The organism is Nocardioides luti (genome assembly GCF_014212315.1).
Classification (GTDB): Bacteria; Actinomycetota; Actinomycetes; order Propionibacteriales; family Nocardioidaceae; genus Nocardioides; species Nocardioides luti.
The window spans coordinates 2,359,090-2,375,001 of record NZ_JACKXE010000001.1; the positions used below are offsets into that span (position 1 = coordinate 2,359,090).

General features: G+C 72.4%; 16 protein-coding genes and 1 tRNA gene. 10 read left to right on the forward strand and 7 right to left on the reverse strand.

From position 1 onward, the window contains the following. Positions 1-25: 25 nt before the first annotated feature. Positions 26-505 (forward strand): SRPBCC family protein, encoded by a 480-nt coding sequence (locus H5V45_RS11260; RefSeq protein ID WP_185253004.1) that lies wholly within the window; start codon positions 26-28, stop codon positions 503-505. 103 nt (positions 506-608) lie between these two features. Beyond that, on the forward strand, positions 609-794 hold the full coding sequence (locus tag H5V45_RS11265) for a hypothetical protein (protein WP_185253005.1): 186 nt from the start codon (positions 609-611) through the stop codon (positions 792-794). Here the strand turns inward: H5V45_RS11265 and H5V45_RS11270 are convergent. From H5V45_RS11270 to H5V45_RS11285, 4 genes are all read right to left on the reverse strand, one after another. After that, entirely contained in the window at positions 769-2,007 is a 1,239-nt protein-coding gene (locus H5V45_RS11270) for an MFS transporter (protein ID WP_343061525.1), read from the reverse strand. The two genes, H5V45_RS11265 and H5V45_RS11270, sit on opposite strands and share 26 nt — an antisense overlap. 5 nt (positions 2,008-2,012) lie before the next feature. Beyond that, positions 2,013-2,672: a hypothetical protein gene (locus H5V45_RS11275; RefSeq protein WP_185253006.1), complete on the reverse strand. Its 660-nt coding sequence runs from the start codon at positions 2,670-2,672 to the stop codon at positions 2,013-2,015. Positions 2,673-2,767: 95 nt separating this feature from the next. Next, positions 2,768-3,496, reverse strand: a complete 729-nt coding sequence (locus H5V45_RS11280) for a DedA family protein (protein ID WP_343061526.1) — start codon at positions 3,494-3,496, stop codon at positions 2,768-2,770. Between the two features lie 105 nt (positions 3,497-3,601). Continuing rightward, positions 3,602-3,688 (reverse strand) — tRNA-Leu (locus H5V45_RS11285). A gap of 225 nt (positions 3,689-3,913) precedes the next feature. Between H5V45_RS11285 and H5V45_RS11290 the strand changes: the two genes are divergently transcribed. From H5V45_RS11290 to pknB, 7 genes are read left to right on the forward strand one after another with little or no spacing between them, the layout of a single operon-like run. Further along, entirely contained in the window at positions 3,914-4,636 is a 723-nt protein-coding gene (locus H5V45_RS11290; RefSeq protein ID WP_185253007.1) for an FhaA domain-containing protein, read from the forward strand. Further along, the gene (locus H5V45_RS11295; RefSeq protein WP_185253008.1) at positions 4,629-5,108 is read left to right on the forward strand and encodes an FHA domain-containing protein FhaB/FipA; all 480 of its coding nucleotides are present in this window, start codon (positions 4,629-4,631) and stop codon (positions 5,106-5,108) included. Before H5V45_RS11290 ends, H5V45_RS11295 begins: the two co-directional genes overlap by 8 nt. Before the next feature lie 3 nt (positions 5,109-5,111). Beyond that, positions 5,112-6,452 carry a PP2C family protein-serine/threonine phosphatase gene (locus H5V45_RS11300; RefSeq protein ID WP_185253009.1) on the forward strand — a complete coding sequence of 447 codons (1,341 nt, stop codon included), beginning with the start codon at positions 5,112-5,114 and terminating at the stop codon, positions 6,450-6,452. Continuing rightward, on the forward strand, positions 6,452-7,873 hold the full coding sequence (locus H5V45_RS11305) for an FtsW/RodA/SpoVE family cell cycle protein (protein ID WP_185253010.1): 1,422 nt from the start codon (positions 6,452-6,454) through the stop codon (positions 7,871-7,873). The genes H5V45_RS11300 and H5V45_RS11305 overlap by 1 nt, the downstream gene beginning before the upstream one ends. Continuing rightward, positions 7,870-9,333, forward strand: coding sequence for a penicillin-binding transpeptidase domain-containing protein (locus tag H5V45_RS11310; protein ID WP_185253011.1), 1,464 nt, complete (start codon positions 7,870-7,872; stop codon positions 9,331-9,333). The genes H5V45_RS11305 and H5V45_RS11310 overlap by 4 nt, the downstream gene beginning before the upstream one ends. Continuing rightward, positions 9,330-10,856 carry a protein kinase domain-containing protein gene (locus tag H5V45_RS11315; protein ID WP_185253012.1) on the forward strand — a complete coding sequence of 509 codons (1,527 nt, stop codon included), beginning with the start codon at positions 9,330-9,332 and terminating at the stop codon, positions 10,854-10,856. Before H5V45_RS11310 ends, H5V45_RS11315 begins: the two co-directional genes overlap by 4 nt. Next, a complete protein-coding gene (gene pknB, locus H5V45_RS11320) occupies positions 10,853-12,610 on the forward strand; it encodes a Stk1 family PASTA domain-containing Ser/Thr kinase (RefSeq protein ID WP_185253013.1) in 1,758 nt (585 codons plus the stop codon). The genes H5V45_RS11315 and pknB overlap by 4 nt, the downstream gene beginning before the upstream one ends. A 52-nt stretch (positions 12,611-12,662) precedes the next feature. Here the strand turns inward: pknB and H5V45_RS11325 are convergent, their stop codons facing one another. Beyond that, positions 12,663-13,466, reverse strand: coding sequence for a DUF881 domain-containing protein (locus tag H5V45_RS11325; protein WP_185253014.1), 804 nt, complete (start codon positions 13,464-13,466; stop codon positions 12,663-12,665). Between the two features lie 71 nt (positions 13,467-13,537). Between H5V45_RS11325 and H5V45_RS11330 the strand changes: the two genes are divergently transcribed. Continuing rightward, a complete protein-coding gene (locus tag H5V45_RS11330; RefSeq protein WP_185253015.1) occupies positions 13,538-14,008 on the forward strand; it encodes a cell division protein CrgA in 471 nt (156 codons plus the stop codon). A gap of 377 nt (positions 14,009-14,385) precedes the next feature. On the opposite strand, the gene H5V45_RS11335 is transcribed toward H5V45_RS11330, so the two are convergent. Together H5V45_RS11335 and H5V45_RS11340 are read right to left on the reverse strand one after the other, a co-directional pair. Next, positions 14,386-15,213 carry a rhomboid family intramembrane serine protease gene (locus H5V45_RS11335; RefSeq protein ID WP_246415895.1) on the reverse strand — a complete coding sequence of 276 codons (828 nt, stop codon included), beginning with the start codon at positions 15,211-15,213 and terminating at the stop codon, positions 14,386-14,388. A 116-nt stretch (positions 15,214-15,329) separates the two neighbouring features. Continuing rightward, entirely contained in the window at positions 15,330-15,842 is a 513-nt protein-coding gene (locus tag H5V45_RS11340) for a peptidylprolyl isomerase (RefSeq protein ID WP_185253016.1), read from the reverse strand. Between the last annotated feature and the right edge of the window lie 70 nt (positions 15,843-15,912).

The window sequence follows — 15,912 nt, forward strand, 5'->3', positions numbered from 1 at the left end:
CCTCGATTGTGGCAGGCTCGTGGTCATGCCCCAGGTGACGGCCGAGACGTGGGTCCCGGTGCCCCCGACGACGGCGTTCGCCGTGTCCCAGACGACCGGCGAGGTGCGCCTGCGCTGGGACCCCTTCATCCGGCACCAGCAGCTGGTCGACGCCGACCTCCCCGCCAAGGGGGTCCGCACGGTCACCCGCGCCCGCGTCGGCCCGCGGATGGTGAGCGAGTACGTCTCCTACCGCCCGCCCACGTCGGTCGGGATGACGATGGTGACCGGGCCGTGGTTCTTCGACTCGTTCGGCGGCGGCTGGCGCTTCAAGCCCGAGACCCGCAACGGCGTCGAGGGCACCCACGCGGTCTGGAAGTACACCTACTCCGTCCGCCCCGCCTGGCTGCGGCGGGTCGCCGAGCCGGTCGGCCAGTGGCTCCTCGGCCGCGAGATCGGCGCCCGGATCGCGGCCTTCGGCCGGGCCTGCGAGGACCCTGTGGTGCTCGCCACGTTGGCAATCTGAGCCGACCAGGTTTGAGGAGGGCCCCGATCGAGCACGTAGGGGCTGGGTGCCGGCCGTTCCGTCCAGCCCGGCCGGCCACCCCCGACTTCGAGGAGCTCTTCACATGTCGTTCGTCACCGTCTTCACCGTCGGCACCATGGGCTTCGTGCTCCTCGTGCCGATCCTGATGGTCGCGGTGCTGATGTCGACCGTCTCCCCGCTGCGCCAGGCCGTCTCGGCCGAGGTCGAGGAGGACGGGGCAGACGATCTAGCCCCCGCCACGGTCACCCCGCTGCGCCGCGCCGCCTGACCACTGACGTCAGCAGCACCAGCGACGCCGCCTGGCAGACGCCGATCACGACCACCAGGTCCGTGACCCCGTTGTCGTAGAGCGCGCCACCCAGGGCCCCGCCCGCGAGCGCGGCCGCTCCCTGGAATGCCGCGAACACGCCGTACGCCGTCGCGAGGCGTCCGCTCGGCACCAGGTCCGCCACCAGCGCCTTGACCGTCGAGTCCTGGATGCCGACCGCCAGGCCCCAGACGACCAGCCCGACGAGCACCAACCGCAGCGTGTCCGCGAAGGCCAGCAGCGGCACCAGCGCGACGAGCACCGGCAGCGCCAGCAGCACCCGCGCCCCGACCCGGTCGTAGGCGAAGCCGGTCGCGAGGGCGGCCACCGCCTCGACCGCCATCGCCAGGGCGTAGACGAGCGGGACCGCGGCCGGGCGTACCAGGTCGGCCTCGACCAGGTGGAACGAGATGATCCCGAAGGTCATCAGCCCCAGGGTGCTGGCCGCGCAGGAGACCGCGAAGACGTAGAAGATCCGCGGCAGCCGGGTCGGGTGCTCGATCGGCGCCGAGGCCCGGACCTCGAGCGGCTCCTCGTCGAAGACCGTCATGTCGGGCACCCGACGGCGTACGACGACCAGCAGCGCCATCGCGGCAGCACCCGGGACCGCGAGCACCGCGAGGCCGGCCCAGGTGCGCGCCGTCAGCGCGATCACCCCGGCGACCAGGAGCGGGCCGGCGAACGCGCCGACCTGGTCGAGCGCCTTGTGGACCGCGAAGCCGCGCCCGCGGCCGACGGCCCGCGCCGCGTGGGCCAGCAGCGCGGACTTCGACGGGCTGCGGACGGCCTTGCCGGTGCGCTCGAGCAGCACCATCGTGGCCCCGAAGGCCAGCCCGGCCCCGCCCAGGAACGGCGCGACCGCCATGAGCGGGACGCAGACAGCGGTCAGGGCGTAGCCGACGATCGTCAGCGACCAGTAGCGACCGCTCCGGTCGGCCAGCGGCCCGGACACCAGCCGCAGCACCAGCGCGGCGGCCTCGCCCGCCCCGGTGACGACGCCGACCAGCAGGGCCGAGGCCCCCAGCGAGGCGAGGAACGGCCCGGTGATCGCGCGGGCGCCCTCGTAGACCATGTCCGCCGCGAGGCTGACCACGCCGAACCAGACGACGGTCCGCCACGGCGACCACGCCGGGGCGCGCGTCGTCGTGCCCGGTGCGGACTCCTGCCCGGACACGCGCCTCAGCCGATCAGCCGGCCCCGCACCTCGGCCGGCTGCTGGTAGCCGACCGGGTTCGCGTGGCCGTCGAGCTGCACCTGCACCTGGCGGTCGCCGAGGTCCAGCGTGATCCGCCCGTCCTCGATGACCGAGACCTCGCCGCGGATCAGGTAGAGGTCGCCCTCGACCCGCTCGAGCAGCGACTCCGGCGCGCAGCGCGTGACGTCGCCGATGGCGACGGCCACGAGCGGGGCACGCAGGGTGCCGCGGAAGCGCCAGAAGAGCAGCAGCACCAGCAGCAGCGCCAGGTCGGCCAGCAGCGTGGCGACCAGGCCGAAGCGGTGCGTCACCTCGCCCTCGGCGGTGTACGCCGCCGGCTGGCCGCGCAGCACCCGGACCCGGATCTCCTTGCTGTCCACGGCCCGCTGGGCGGTGGCCTCGTCGACCTCGGCGTTCCACTCGGTCTGCTGCGGGTCGATGTCCTTGTCGAAGCGGAAGGAGACGAGGTACTCCGGCTGCTCGGCCGCGGGCACCGAGCCGCCGCCCGTCACGGTGGCCGTCACGTCGATCCCGGACCGCTCGACCCGCCAGTTCACCCAGCTGCTGTGCACGAGCGGCAGGTTGATCATCACGACCATCAGCAGGACGAGCAGCAGCGGCTTGATCCGGGGGCGGCGTTTCACCGGGCCAGTATCGCCCCCGCCTCGTGCCGGGCGACAAAGGAGGATCGCCGGCACCGGGTGCCGGAGATCCTCCTACGTCGCGCGGACCTTCGGCGTCAGCCGCACAGCCGCCAGGAGGACGCCACGGGCGCGGGCTCCGCCACCACAGGGCGCGGGTGCCGGTGCCGCCACCGGCGCCGCGCTGCCTCGAGCGCGACCGGGGCGACGGTGAAGAGCGCCAGGGCGGTGATCGCGACGTCGATGTTGTCCCCGACCCACGGCACCGAGCCGAGGAAGAACCCGAGAAGGGTGATCGTGGCCGTCCAGAGCACCGCGCCGACCGCGCTGGCGGTCACGAACCGGCGCCGGTCGAGCCGGGTGATGCCGGCGACCAGCGTCACGTAGGTGCGCACGAACGGCACGAAGCGGGCCACGACCAGGGTCGGCCCGCCGCGGAGCTCGAGGAAGGTCCGGGCGCGGTCGAGCAGCGCCCGGCTGACCAGGCGGCCGGTGTGGCCGTAGACCCGCGGCCCGAGCGCTCGCCCGATCTCGTAGCCGACCAGGTTCCCGGCGAGGGCGGCCACGGCCAGGACGGCCAGCGCCGCGACCAGCTCCAGGCCGGGCACCGAGGAGCCCAGCACGTCGACCTGCCCGCCGGCGACGAAGAGGCCGACCGCGAACAGCAGGCTGTCACCGGGCAGGAACGGGAAGAGCAGCCCGCACTCCACGAGGAGCAGCGCGGCCGAGAGCCAGATGAACGACCCGCCGAACCGGTCCAGCAGCGAGGCGGCGTCGAGGAAGGACAACGGGGTCGACATCAGCAGCATCGACGCGACAGGACTCACGGGACCTGAACCGCGCACCGGCCCGCCTCATTCCCGGGCACCGCGAACCCGCCCGGGAACGACGAAGGCCCCGGACGGGGTCCGGGGCCTTCGAGGTGCTGCTGGTGGTGCGCGAGGGGGGAGTTGAACCCCCACGTCCTTTCGGACACACGGACCTGAACCGTGCGCGTCTGCCTATTCCGCCACTCGCGCGAGAAGCGGGCTCAGGCTATCCCAGCGCCTCGGACATTCCCAAACCGGCCGGAGGCCTTGCAGCGTGCGCCTCCCGGACCCCGTTACGATCGGTCGCGACCCCGGCGACCGCCGGGCTGTGCGACGCGCCGGGGTGGATCGATCGACCTCGGGGTACGTCGCGACAGCGACACCGGACCACCTCCCCTGGTGGACCGGCCGGTGAGGACGGAAGGAGGCGGGCCCGTGGGCGGACTGTCGAAGTTCGAGCACAAGCTGGAGACGATGATCTCCGGGGCCTTCGCCCGGGCGTTCCGCTCCGCGGTGCAGCCGGTCGAGATCGCGGCCGCGCTCCAGCGCGAGTGCGACAACAACGCCCAGATCCTCTCCCGCGACCGACGCCTGGTCCCCAACGACTTCCACGTCGAGCTCTCGCAGACCGACCTGGACCGCCTGGCGCCGTACGACACCGCGATGGCCGACGAGCTGGGCAACCAGCTCCGCGAGCACGCCGAGCAGCAGTCCTACGTCTTCCCCGGCCCGGTGACCATCGCCTTCGAGCCCGCCGAGGACCTCACGACCGGCCGCTTCCGGATCCGCAGCCGCGCGCAGGCGAAGGTCACCGGCAACGCCACCCACACGCAGGTACGCCGGGCCCGGGCCGTGCTCGAGGTCAACGGCACCCGCCACCCGCTGCAGTCCCCCGGGCTCGTGGTGGGTCGCGGCACCGAGGCCGACGTGCGGATCAACGACCCCGGCGTCAGCCGCCGCCACATCGAGTTCGTGGTCGGGGCCGGCTCCGGCGAGGGCCGGCCGCTGGACATCGCCGTCCACGACCTCGGCTCCACCAACGGGATGCTGGTCGACGGCCACCGCATCACCCAGACCCCGGTGCACGACGGCACCCGGGTGAAGATCGGGAACACCACGATGACCGTCCGCGTCATCGAGGAGGACATCGATGTCTGAGCTCACCCTGTTCCTGATCCGGATCGCCTACCTCGCGATCCTCTGGATCTTCGTGCTGTCGGCGATCTCGGTGATCCGCTCCGACATGTTCGGCGCGCGCGTGCCCGAGGCCTCCCGGGCCGCCGGCCGCGGCAGCAAGCCGCCCAAGGCCGCCGCCAAGCCCCCGAGCAAGCGCCGCGGCTCGCCCACCCACGTCCTGGTCACCGAGGGCGGCAACGCCGGCGAGCGCGCCGAGCTCGACCAGGCCCCGATCCTGATCGGCCGCGGCAGCGACGCGGCCATCCGGCTCGACGACGACTACGTCTCCACCCGGCACGCCCGGATCGCCGCGTCCGGCGACCAGTGGTTCGTCGAGGACCTTGGCTCCACCAACGGCACCTACATCGGCAGCGTCCGGATCACCCAGCCGACGACGCTCACGCTCGGCACCCAGGTCCGGATCGGCAAGACCATCCTCGAGCTGAGGAAGTAGCCGATGACCCAGTCCGGACAGGAGCGGGACGAGCAGGCTCCGGCGGCCGCCGGCGGCCTCCGCCTCGACTTCGCGGCGATCTCCGACGTCGGCCGGGTCCGCAAGGACAACCAGGACTCCGGGTACGTCGGCCCGTGGGTGCTCGTGGTCTGCGACGGTGTCGGCGGCGCCGCGCGCGGTGACATCGCCTCCGCGACCGCGGTCCAGCAGCTCCGCAAGCTCGACGAGCCCCCGACCGACGACCTGCTGGGCCAGGTGGCCGGCGCCCTGCACCGCGCCCACGACCGGATCGGCGAGCTGGTCGACGAGGACCCCTCGCTCAACGGCACCAGCACCACGGCGACCGTCGCTCTCTTCGACGGCACCCGCCTCGGGATGGGCCACGTCGGCGACAGCCGCGCGTACCTCTTCCGCGACGGCGCGATCAGCCAGCTCACCAAGGACCACACGTTCGTCCAGTCGCTCATCGACGAGGGCCGGATCACCGAGCCCGAGTCGCGCGTGCACCCGCACCGCAACCTGATCCTCAAGGCGCTCGACGGCATCCACGAGGCCGAGCCGGACCTCTTCCACGTCGAGCTGGCCGCCGGTGACCGGCTGCTCCTCTGCAGCGACGGCGCCAGCGGCGTCCTGGACGACGGCCGGCTGGCCGACATCCTGCGCGGCGGCAGCCCGGACTACGCCGCGGTCGAGCTGGTCCGCGCGAGCCTCGAGGCCGGCAGCTCCGACAACGTGACCTGCCTGGTCGCGGACGTCGTCGACGCGGCCACCCCCGACGAGCAGCTCCAGCCGGTGCTGGTCGGCGCGGCCGCCGAGCTGCGCAAGCGCTCCCGCGGCGGCAAGGCCGGGCTCTTCCGCGGCCACCGCGCCGGCGACACCGGGGAGCTCGAGCCGGTCGCGGGCGAGGACCCGCTGCCGGACAACGTCCCGTTCGCGATCTCCAACGACCCGATCGACCCCGAGGCCGCGCGCTACGCCCCGCAGCCGCCGCGCCGGTTCACCTGGTTCAAGCGCCTGCTCGCGCTGGCCGTCGTGGTCGGCATCGCCTGGATGGGCGGCGCGGCCGCCTGGACCTGGAGCCAGACGCAGTACTACGTCGGCGACCAGGACGGCGAGGTCGTGATCTTCCGGGGCGTCAACGCCGACCTGCCGGGCCTGGCCCTGTCGAAGCCCTACGAGACCACCGACGTCACGCTCGACCGGCTCTCCGACTACGACGCGGGCACGGTCCGCGACGGCATCGAGGCCGGCAGCCTCGCCGACGCCCGCAAGACCGTCGAGAACCTCGCCGGCAAGCAGTCCGCCGACACCGGCACCTCCAGCACCGACACGGGGACCGGCTGATGGCCCAGAGCTCCACCCTCCTGGGCTTCGTGCACCGCCGCCGGCGGGGCGCCGAGCTGTTCCTGCTCGTGCTCGCGCTGCTCGTCGGCGTGGGCGCCTACGCCGCCGTCGGCATCGGCGTCGAGGGCAAGGTCCCGGCCGACATCGTCGGGTACGGCGGCTGGCTGGCCGCCCTGGTGATCGCCGCGCACGTCGTGGTCCGGGTCGTGGCGCCGTACGCCGACCCCGTGCTGCTCCCCGTCGTCGCCGCCCTCAACGGGCTCGGCCTCGCCGTCATCCACCGGCTCGACCTGGCCTACGAGACCGACGGCCGCGACAGCACGCCGTCCGGCTTCGCCCAGCAGCAGCTGATCTGGATGACGCTCGGCGTGCTGCTGTTCGTGGCCGCGCTGATCATCCTGCGCGACCACCGCACCCTCCAGCGCTTCACCTACACCAGCGGCCTCGGCGCGATCCTGCTCCTGCTGCTGCCGATGGTCCCGGGCCTCGGCAAGACCATCAACGGCGCCCGCATCTGGATCGGCGTCGGCCCCTTCAGCTTCCAGCCCGGCGAGGTCGCGAAGGTGCTGCTGGTCGTGGCCTTCGCGGGCTACCTCGTGCTGCACCGCGACGCCCTGGCCCTGGCGGGGCGCCGCGTCGTCTTCATCGACCTGCCCCGCGGCCGCGACCTCGGCCCGATCCTCGGCATGTGGCTGGTCAGCCTCGGCATCCTGGTCTTCCAGCGCGACCTCGGCTCCAGCCTGCTGTTCTTCGGCCTCTTCCTCGTGACGCTGTACGTCGCCACCGAGCGCCCCGGCTGGCTGGTCGTCGGCAGCGCGATGTTCCTCGGCGGCGCCGCGCTGGCCTACGAGCTGTTCGGCCACGTGGCGGTCCGCGTCAACGTCTGGCTGAACCCGCTCTACTACTACGACGACAAGCACGGCGCGCTGAGCTACCAGCCCGTCGAGGCGATGTTCGGCATGGGCTGGGGCGGCCTGATCGGCCGCGGCTTCGGCGAGGGCAGCCCCGAGCGGGTGCCCTACGCCAACTCCGACTTCATCCTCAGCTCGATCGGCGAGGAGCTCGGCCTGACCGCCGTCATCGCGGTCATCCTCTGCTACGGCCTGATCGTCGAGCGCGCCCTGCGCGCGGCCCTGGTGTGCCGCGACGGCTTCGGCAAGCTGCTCGCCACCGGCCTGGCCGCCGTCTTCGCGCTCCAGGTCTTCGTCGTCATCGGCGGTGTCACCAGCCTGATCCCGCTCACCGGTCTGACCACGCCGTTCCTGTCGTACGGCGGCTCCTCCCTCGTCGCGAACTGGGTGATCATCGCGTTGCTGCTCCGCATCTCCGACCAGGCCCGTCGCCCCGTCCCCGACCTCTCGGGCTCGGACGACGACGCCGAGGCCGACTCCGAGGCCACCCAGGTGGTGAAGGTCCAGTGAACAAGCCGATCCGCACCATCTCGATCTTCTGCCTGCTGCTGTTCCTGGCGCTGATGCTGAACGCGACCTACCTGCAGTACTACAAGGCCTCGAGCCTCGACAACGACCCGCGCAACCGGCGCGTGGTGGTGGCGTCGTACGCCCGCGAGCGCGGCGCGATCCTCGTCGGCCGCACCCCGGTCGCGGAGAGCAAGCCGTCCGACGACCAGTACAAGTTCCAGCGCACCTACGCACAGCCCTTCAAGTACGCCCCGATCACCGGGTTCTTCTCGTACTACAACCAGACCGGCATCGAGCAGAAGCAGAACGACGTGCTCTCCGGCGACGACTCGCTGCTGTTCGTCACCAAGCTCGTCGACCTGCTCAGCAACGACGCGTCCAAGGGCGGCAGCGTCCAGCTGACGATCGACCCGGACGCCCAGACCGCGGCCTTCGACGGCCTGTCCGCGCTGCCCGGCGACGTCGAGGGCTCGGTCGTCGCCCTCGAGCCGCGGACCGGCAAGATCCTCGCGATGGTCTCGCTGCCGACGTACGACCCGAACAAGCTGGCCAGCCACGACCTCAGCTCGGTGTCCTCGAGCTACGAGGCGCTCAGCCAGGACCCGTCGGAGCCGCTGCTGAACCGCGCGATCCAGACCCGGCTGCCCCCCGGCTCGACGTTCAAGATCGTCACCGCGGCCGCCGCGATCGAGAGCGGCAACTACGACGCCAGCTCGCAGGTGCCCGGCGGCGCGGAGTACACCCCGCCGCAGACCGACAACGTCATCGACAACGAGGGCCGCGACTGCGGCACCGGCCGGATCCCCTTCGCCCAGGCGCTGGAGAACTCCTGCAACACCACCTTCGCGGCGCTGGCCAACGAGGTCGGTGCGGAGAAGATGGCCGAGCAGGCCGAGGCGTTCGGCTTCAACAGCCACTACCTCGACGACCTCGGGCCCCAGGCCGAGTCGGCCTTCCCGACCGACCCGAACCTCTCGCCGGCCTTCGTCGCCCAGACCGGCATCGGTCAGTACGAAGTGGCCGCCACCCCGCTGCAGATGGCCATGGTCGCGGCCGGGATCGCCAACGGTGGCACCGTGATGAAGCCCTACCTCGTCGACGAGGTGCAGTCACCCGAGCTCGACGTGCTCAAGAAGACCGAGCCCAGCGAGCTGTCGCAGGCGGTCTCCGCCTCGACGGCCAGCGAGCTCACCAAGCTGATGGTCTCCACGGTCGACGACGGCACCGCCAACCCGGCCGCGATCCCCGGCGTCGAGGTGGCCGGCAAGACGGGCACCGCCCAGAGCGGCCAGGACAACGTGCCGCCGTACGCCTGGTTCGTCTCGTTCGCCCCGGCCGACGACCCGCAGGTCGCGGTCGCCGTGATGATCCAGAAGGCCGGCATCCCGCGCGACGAGATCGCCGGCGGCGTCTACGGCGGCCCGATCGCCAAGGCCGTGATGGAGGCGATCCTGCAGTGAGCGACGCACCCGTGAGCGAGCGGTTCGCCGACGACGCGCGCCGCTACCGCCTCGACTCCCGGATCGCCACGGGCGGGATGGGTGAGGTCTGGCGCGGCACCGACACGGTGCTGGGCCGCGAGGTCGCGGTCAAGCTGCTCAAGCCGGAGTACGCCGACGAGCCGTCGTTCCGCTCGCGCTTCGAGACCGAGGCCCGGCACGCGGCGTCGCTGCACCACCCCAACGTCGCCGGGGTCTTCGACTTCGGCGAGTCGACCGCGACCGACGGGTCGGACGCCCCGAAGCCCTACCTCGTGATGGAGCTCGTCGACGGTCAGCCGCTGTCGGTGCTGCTGCGCTCGGGCGAGCCGCTCGACCCCGTGGCCGTGCGCGAGCTGCTGGCCCAGGCCGCGGACGCGATCGGCGCGGCGCACGCCGCCGGCATCGTCCACCGCGACGTGAAGCCCGCCAACCTGATGGTGACCCCCGACCGGCAGGTCAAGATCACCGACTTCGGCATCGCCCGCGCCGCCGAGGGCCTCGGGCTCACCGAGACCGGCCAGGTGATGGGCACCCCGCAGTACCTCTCCCCCGAGCAGGCCCGCGGCCAGGCCGCGACGCCCGCCTCGGACGTCTACTCGCTCGGCGTCGTCGCCTACGAATGCCTCGTCGGCCAGCGTCCCTTCCAGGCCGAGACCGCGATCGCCACCGCGCTGGCCCACCTCAACGACCCGATCCCCGCGCTGCCCGCCTCGGTCCCGGCGGACCTCGCCGCCGTGGTCCGGCACGCGCTGGAGAAGAACCCCGCCGACCGGTTCCCCGACGCCGCCGCCTTCGGCGCCGCGCTGCGCGACCCCTCGACCGCCGCCACCGAGATCGTCGGCGCCGCCGACGGCGGCGAGCAGACCCAGGTGATGCAGGGCGTCCCGCCGGTCGCCGGTGCGGGTGCCGCCGCCGGGCTCGCCGGAGCGGGCCTCGCCGGAGCCGGTGCGGGCGCCGCCGCCGGCACGCCGTACGCCGACCCCACGCCGACCCCGTCCGAGCCACTCGCCCCGACCCCGTCCGACCACCGCGGCGGTGGGGGTGCCGGCGGCCGGCTGCTCCTCATCGGCGTGATCGTCGCGGCGATCATCGCCGCGGTCGTGCTGGTCGTCGTGCTCGGCAACGCCTCCGACGAGGCCCCGCCGACCGACCAGCCCACGCAGAAGTCGCGCACGAAGACCAAGCCGCCCAAGACCAGCGACGCACCGTCGGAGTCCACCTCGGAGCCGACCGAGGAGTCGTCGTCGGCCACGCCGTCCGAGACGCCGACCTCCGAGAAGCCCACGCCGTCCGAGACCCCGAGCGAGACCCCCACCCCGACCGAGACGCCGAGCGTGACGCCCAGCGCCGACCCCACGCCGACGACCCCGCCGGCGTCCTCGCCCGCCGCCTCGTCCCCGGCGGCCACGGCCTCGGCGGCCGACCCCTCGGCCAGCCCCGGGAAGGCCGGGGACAGCGGCTCGCCCACCCCGCAGCCCCGCACGGAGAGGCACCAGCGATGAGCAACCAGCAGCCCACCGTCGGTGGCCGGTACGAGCTCGGCGAGCTCCTCGGCCGCGGCGGCATGGCCGAGGTCCGCAAGGGCACCGACACCCGCCTGGGGCGGGTCGTCGCGGTCAAGCGGTTGCGCACCGACCTCGCGAGCGACGCGACCTTCCAGGCCCGCTTCCGCCGCGAGGCGCAGTCGTCGGCCTCGCTGAACCACCCCGCGATCGTCGCGGTCTACGACACCGGCGAGGAGATGTCGACCGACGGGTCGGAGGTCGCCCAGCCCTACATCGTGATGGAGTACGTCGCCGGCCGGACCCTGCGCGACATCATCCGCGAGGGCCGCAAGATCCTGCCCGAGCGCGCCCTCGAGATCAGCAGCGGCGTCCTCTCGGCCCTCGACTACAGCCACCGCGCGGGGATCATCCATCGCGACATCAAGCCCGGCAACGTGATGCTCACGCCCAGCGGCGACGTCAAGGTCATGGACTTCGGCATCGCTCGCGCGATCAGCGACGCCTCGTCCACGATGACCCAGACCGCGGCCGTGGTCGGCACCGCGCAGTACCTCTCCCCCGAGCAGGCCCGCGGCGAGACCGTGGACTCCCGCTCGGACGTCTACTCCGCCGGCTGCCTGCTCTACGAGCTGCTCACCGGCCGCCCGCCCTTCGTCGGCGACAGCCCGGTCGCGGTGGCCTACCAGCACGTCCGCGAGCCGGCCGTGCCGCCGTCGGACCACGACACCGACCTGCCGCCCGAGATCGACGCGATCGTGATGAAGGCGCTCGCGAAGCGCCTCGAGGACCGCTACCAGTCGGCCGCCGCGATGCGCAGCGACATCGAGCGCTACCTCGCCGGCCGCCCGGTGCACGCGACCGTGCCTCCGCAGCCGCCGGCCGCGACCCAGGTCGTCCCCGCCGTCGCCCCGGTGCCGGTGGACGCCACCAGCGTCCGGACCCCGGTCTACGACGAGGACGAGGACCGCAGCCGCGCCGGCCTGTGGGTCGTGCTCGGGCTGCTCGTGCTGCTGCTGATCGGCGGGGCGGCGTACCTCCTGCCCCGGATGTTCGACAGCGCGCCCGACCAGGTCCAGGTCCCGAGCATCGTGGGGCTCACCGAGAAGCAGGCGCGCGCCGCGATCGGCGACGCCGGGCTGTCGGTGGGCACCGTCGACCCTCAGAACAGCGACACGGTCAAGGAGGGGCGGGTGATCAGCCAGGAGCCGGACCGCGACCTCTACCTCGACCCCGGTGCCTCCGTCGACTTCGTCGTCTCGCTCGGCAAGCCCGAGGTGAGCGTGCCGTCCGTCGTCGGGTCGACCCGGCAGGACGCGAAGACCGTGCTCGAGAGCGCCGGCTTCAAGGTGACCCAGCAGGAGCGGGACTCCGACGTGACCAAGGGCCAGGTCGTGGCGACCTCGCCGCCGGCCGGGACCCAGGTCGAGGAGGGCGCGGAGATCACGATCTTCTACTCCGACGGCCCCGAGAAGATCCCGAACGTCGTCGGCATGCAGCAGGCCCAGGCCGAGCAGGCGCTGCGCGACGCCGGCTTCATCCCGGACGTGATCGAGACGCCGGACACCACCGAGCCCAAGGGCACCGTGATCAAGCAGAGCCCGCCGGCCGGTCAGACCGACCAGCAGGGCACCGTCGTCACGATCCAGGTGTCGTCGTACGAAAAGCCCTCGGAGAGCCCCTCGCCCAGCGAGTCGACCTCGCCCACCGCGACCCCGAGCGATCCCGCCACCTCGCTGCCGCCGACGCCCTGACCCCGTCCCGTCCCCGGACCGGGGGGTGGGGACGGCGCCGGTCGGCGCCGGGTCAGCGCAGCGGCGTCGCGTAGGTGAGGTCGAGGAGCCCGTCGTACGCCGGCGCGGTGATCTCGTCCTCGAGGGCGAGGTCGTAGCCGACGGAGATCTCGGGGTTGTCGGCCTGCTCGCGGTAGACCTTGAGGTAGGCGTCGTCGTCGAGCGCCGTGAGCAGCGCGCCCTGGTCACCGACGGCGGAGATGACGTAGGGCTGGGAGTACGGCACGCCCTGCAGCTGCACGGCGTTGCCCTCGCACTTGATGCCGGTGGTCGACACGACCCGCTGGCCCTGGACGGTCACCGCGCGCGCACCGGCCTGCCACATGGCGTTGACGACCGCCTGGATGTCCTGCTGGTGCACGACGAGGTAGTTCAGGTCGAGCGAGGTGGAGTTGATGACGTCCTCGGGCGCGTCGGAGAGCGTGACCGTGACGCCGGGCCCGGAGCGCGGGACCAGCCCGGCGGGGTCCTTGAGGCGCTCGATCTTGCGCTGGTAGCGCTTGACCTCCTTGTCGTTCACCGAGTTCGTCAGGATCGCGACGTCGGCGTTGAGGTCCTTGACCCGCTGCTGGAGGCCGGCGTACGTCCTCGCCTCGTTGCTCACCAGGGACGCCAGGTCGGTGTAGCGACCGGGTCGCAGGTCGGTGCCCTCGCTGTTCTCGGCACTGACGACGAACAGGCCACCGCACAGCAGGACCGCCAGGGGCGTGCCGATCCGCCAGGGGCCCCAGGCGCGGTGGGGGCGCCGGGTGTGGCTGGGCGCGGCGTGGTGCTCGGGGTGCTCCCCGGCGGGCCGCTCGTCGATCGTGCGCGTCACGCCGACTAAGGTAGCCCGCGACCTGTGACATCACGTCACGGGCGCACGCACGCGAACCGAGGAGCACCATCGTGGCCAAGTCGAAGTTGCCCAAGGAGCGGGACCTGCTGGCCCCGGTCCGCGGACCCGTCTTCTCGGTGCGGTTCATCGTCGCCGTGGCCCTGATGGTGCTGGGCATCGCCTGGATCGCCTACTACTACCTCGTGGTGCGGGTCGACCCGACCGTGCTCCCCGCCCCGAAGGCCGGCAGCCCGGCGTTCATGGCGGACCTGAAGAACTGGAACTACCTCATCGGCTTCGGCGCCCTGATGATCGGCCTGATGGTCGCGGCGCACCCCGACACCCCGCTCGGCCGCGGCCGCGGCGTGGTCGTCGGCATGCTCGGCTGCTTCCTCATCGGGCTGCTGTGGATCTGCACGTTCTACGTCATCAGCGACAACGTCTCCCGGGTCGCGATCTTCAACGACCTCGGCCAGTACAACCTGCTCGTCGGCATCGCCTTCATGGCCGTCGGCTTCACCTTCGCCACCCGCTGGGAGTGACGGCGACTCCACGCCCCTCCGCGCGGTAGCGCGCCAGCTCACCGGACCGCCGGTCTCCCTCGGGAGGCCGGCGGTTTGTGCACATCTGGGGACAAACCTGTGGAGAACTACATCGGTGTAGTTCTCCACAGGTGATTCCACAGGTGTGGAGAACTCGCGGGGTGCGGGCGGGGTCGCGGGACGGCGCGCTGGCGGGGTCGCCGGCGGGTGGCTGCTTCATCACGGGATGCAGGTGAAGCACGGCTTCCCACGGTGAATTCGCCGTGGGGAGCTCCACTCCGCCTGCATCCCGTGATGAAGCGTCAGGCAGCGCCGCCACGCCCGGCGCACCCAGCCCCGGACGGGCCCGGGCGGACGGGCCCGGGCGGGCGCAGCCGTCAGGCGAGGGTGGCGGTGCGGAGCAGCACGGCCACGACGAGGACCACGAGGACGGCGCCGAGGCCTAGGGACTGCCACAGCGTGCGGCGGGGGCGGGGCGACCAGACCAGGACGGCGGCGATGACGACGCCGCCGAGGAAGCCGCCGAGGTGGCCCTGCCAGGAGACGTTGGGGATCGCGATCGTGATCACGAAGTTGATGCCGATCCAGATCAGCAGCTGCTGCATCTGGCCGCCGACCTTGAGGGCCAGCACGAGCAGCGCGCCCATCAGGCCGAAGATCGCGCCGGAGGCGCCGAGCGTGGAGCCGGCCCCGGGGGCGACCCAGTAGACGAGCGCCGAGCCGGACAGCGCGGAGAGCAGGTAGAGCGCGAGGAAGCGCGCGCGCCCGATCGCGAGCTCGAGCTGGGGGCCGAGGACCCACAGGGCGAGCATGTTGAAGCCGATGTGCCAGACCTCGACGTGCGCGAACGCGCTGGTCAGCAGCTGCCAGTAGGCGCCGTCACTGACGCCCAGCACCCACTCGCGGGTGGGCGCGGCGTTGCAGACGGCCTCGCTGCTGATCCCCGGGAAGTAGGCGCTCGGCTGGCCCGACGGGACGCAGCGGCCTTCGGGCAGGAGGGCGAGCAGGTTGTACAGCCGGCTGCGGGCGCCGCCGGTGGCGAGCATCGCGAGCCAGACCACGACGTTGATCCCGATGAGCACCATCGAGGTGATGCCGGCGTTGCTCGGCCGGAGGCCGCCGTACGCCGTCCGGCCGCTGCGCGTGGACTTGCGGCCCTCCGCGATGCAGGACGGGCACTGGAAGCCGACGGCGGCGTCGCGCATGCAGTCCGGGCAGATCGACCGGTCGCAGCGCTGGCACCGGATGTACGACTCACGGCCGGGGTGCCGGTAACACGTCGGCACCCCGGCTGCGGGAGTCTCTGGAGCCTGGTTCTCGTTCAGGAGCGGACGATCTCGACGGTCTCGATGCCGACGGCGTCCTTCGGGCGGTCGCCGGGGCCGGTGGCCACCTTGCCGAGGGCGTCGACGACGTCGCGCGAGGCCTGGTCGGCCACCTCGCCGAAGATCGTGTGCTTGAAGTTCAGCCACGTCGTGGGGGCGAGGGTGATGAAGAACTGCGAGCCGTTGGTGCCGGGGCCGGCGTTCGCCATCGCGAGGAGGTAGGGCTTGTCGAAGGTGAGCTCGGGGTGCGGCTCGTCCTTGAACGTGTAGCCGGGGCCGCCGGTGCCGGTGCCCTGGGGGCAGCCGCCCTGGATCATGAAGCCCTCGATGATCCGGTGGAAGCCGAGGCCGTCGTAGAACGGACCGCTGCGGCCGTTGCCGGCGTCGTAGGACTTGGTGCCCTCGGCGAGGCCGGTGAAGTTCTCGACCGTGGCCGGCGCGTGGTCCGGGAACAGGTTGATCGTGATGTCGCCCTGCGTGGTCTTCAAGATGGCCTGCTGGTCAGCCATGACTGCCTCTCGCGTGTGGTGGGTACAGAGGTGGTACGTCGATCGTGTTCGTGCCCCCCGATCCTCGCAC

Excerpts from the sequence above, each read along its gene's own strand:
- H5V45_RS11265 (WP_185253005.1), top strand. The coding sequence starts at position 609 with ATGTCGTTCGTCACCGTCTTCACCGTCGGCACCATGGGCTTCGTGCTC.
- H5V45_RS11260 (WP_185253004.1), top strand. The coding sequence starts at position 26 with ATGCCCCAGGTGACGGCCGAGACGTGGGTCCCGGTGCCCCCGACGACG.
- pknB (WP_185253013.1), top strand. The coding sequence starts at position 10,853 with ATGAGCAACCAGCAGCCCACCGTCGGTGGCCGGTACGAGCTCGGCGAG.
- H5V45_RS11305 (WP_185253010.1), top strand. The coding sequence starts at position 6,452 with ATGGCCCAGAGCTCCACCCTCCTGGGCTTCGTGCACCGCCGCCGGCGG.
- H5V45_RS11295 (WP_185253008.1), top strand. The coding sequence starts at position 4,629 with ATGTCTGAGCTCACCCTGTTCCTGATCCGGATCGCCTACCTCGCGATC.
- H5V45_RS11335 (WP_246415895.1), bottom strand. The coding sequence starts at position 15,213 with ATGCGCGACGCCGCCGTCGGCTTCCAGTGCCCGTCCTGCATCGCGGAG.
- H5V45_RS11300 (WP_185253009.1), top strand. The coding sequence starts at position 5,112 with ATGACCCAGTCCGGACAGGAGCGGGACGAGCAGGCTCCGGCGGCCGCC.
- H5V45_RS11340 (WP_185253016.1), bottom strand. The coding sequence starts at position 15,842 with ATGGCTGACCAGCAGGCCATCTTGAAGACCACGCAGGGCGACATCACG.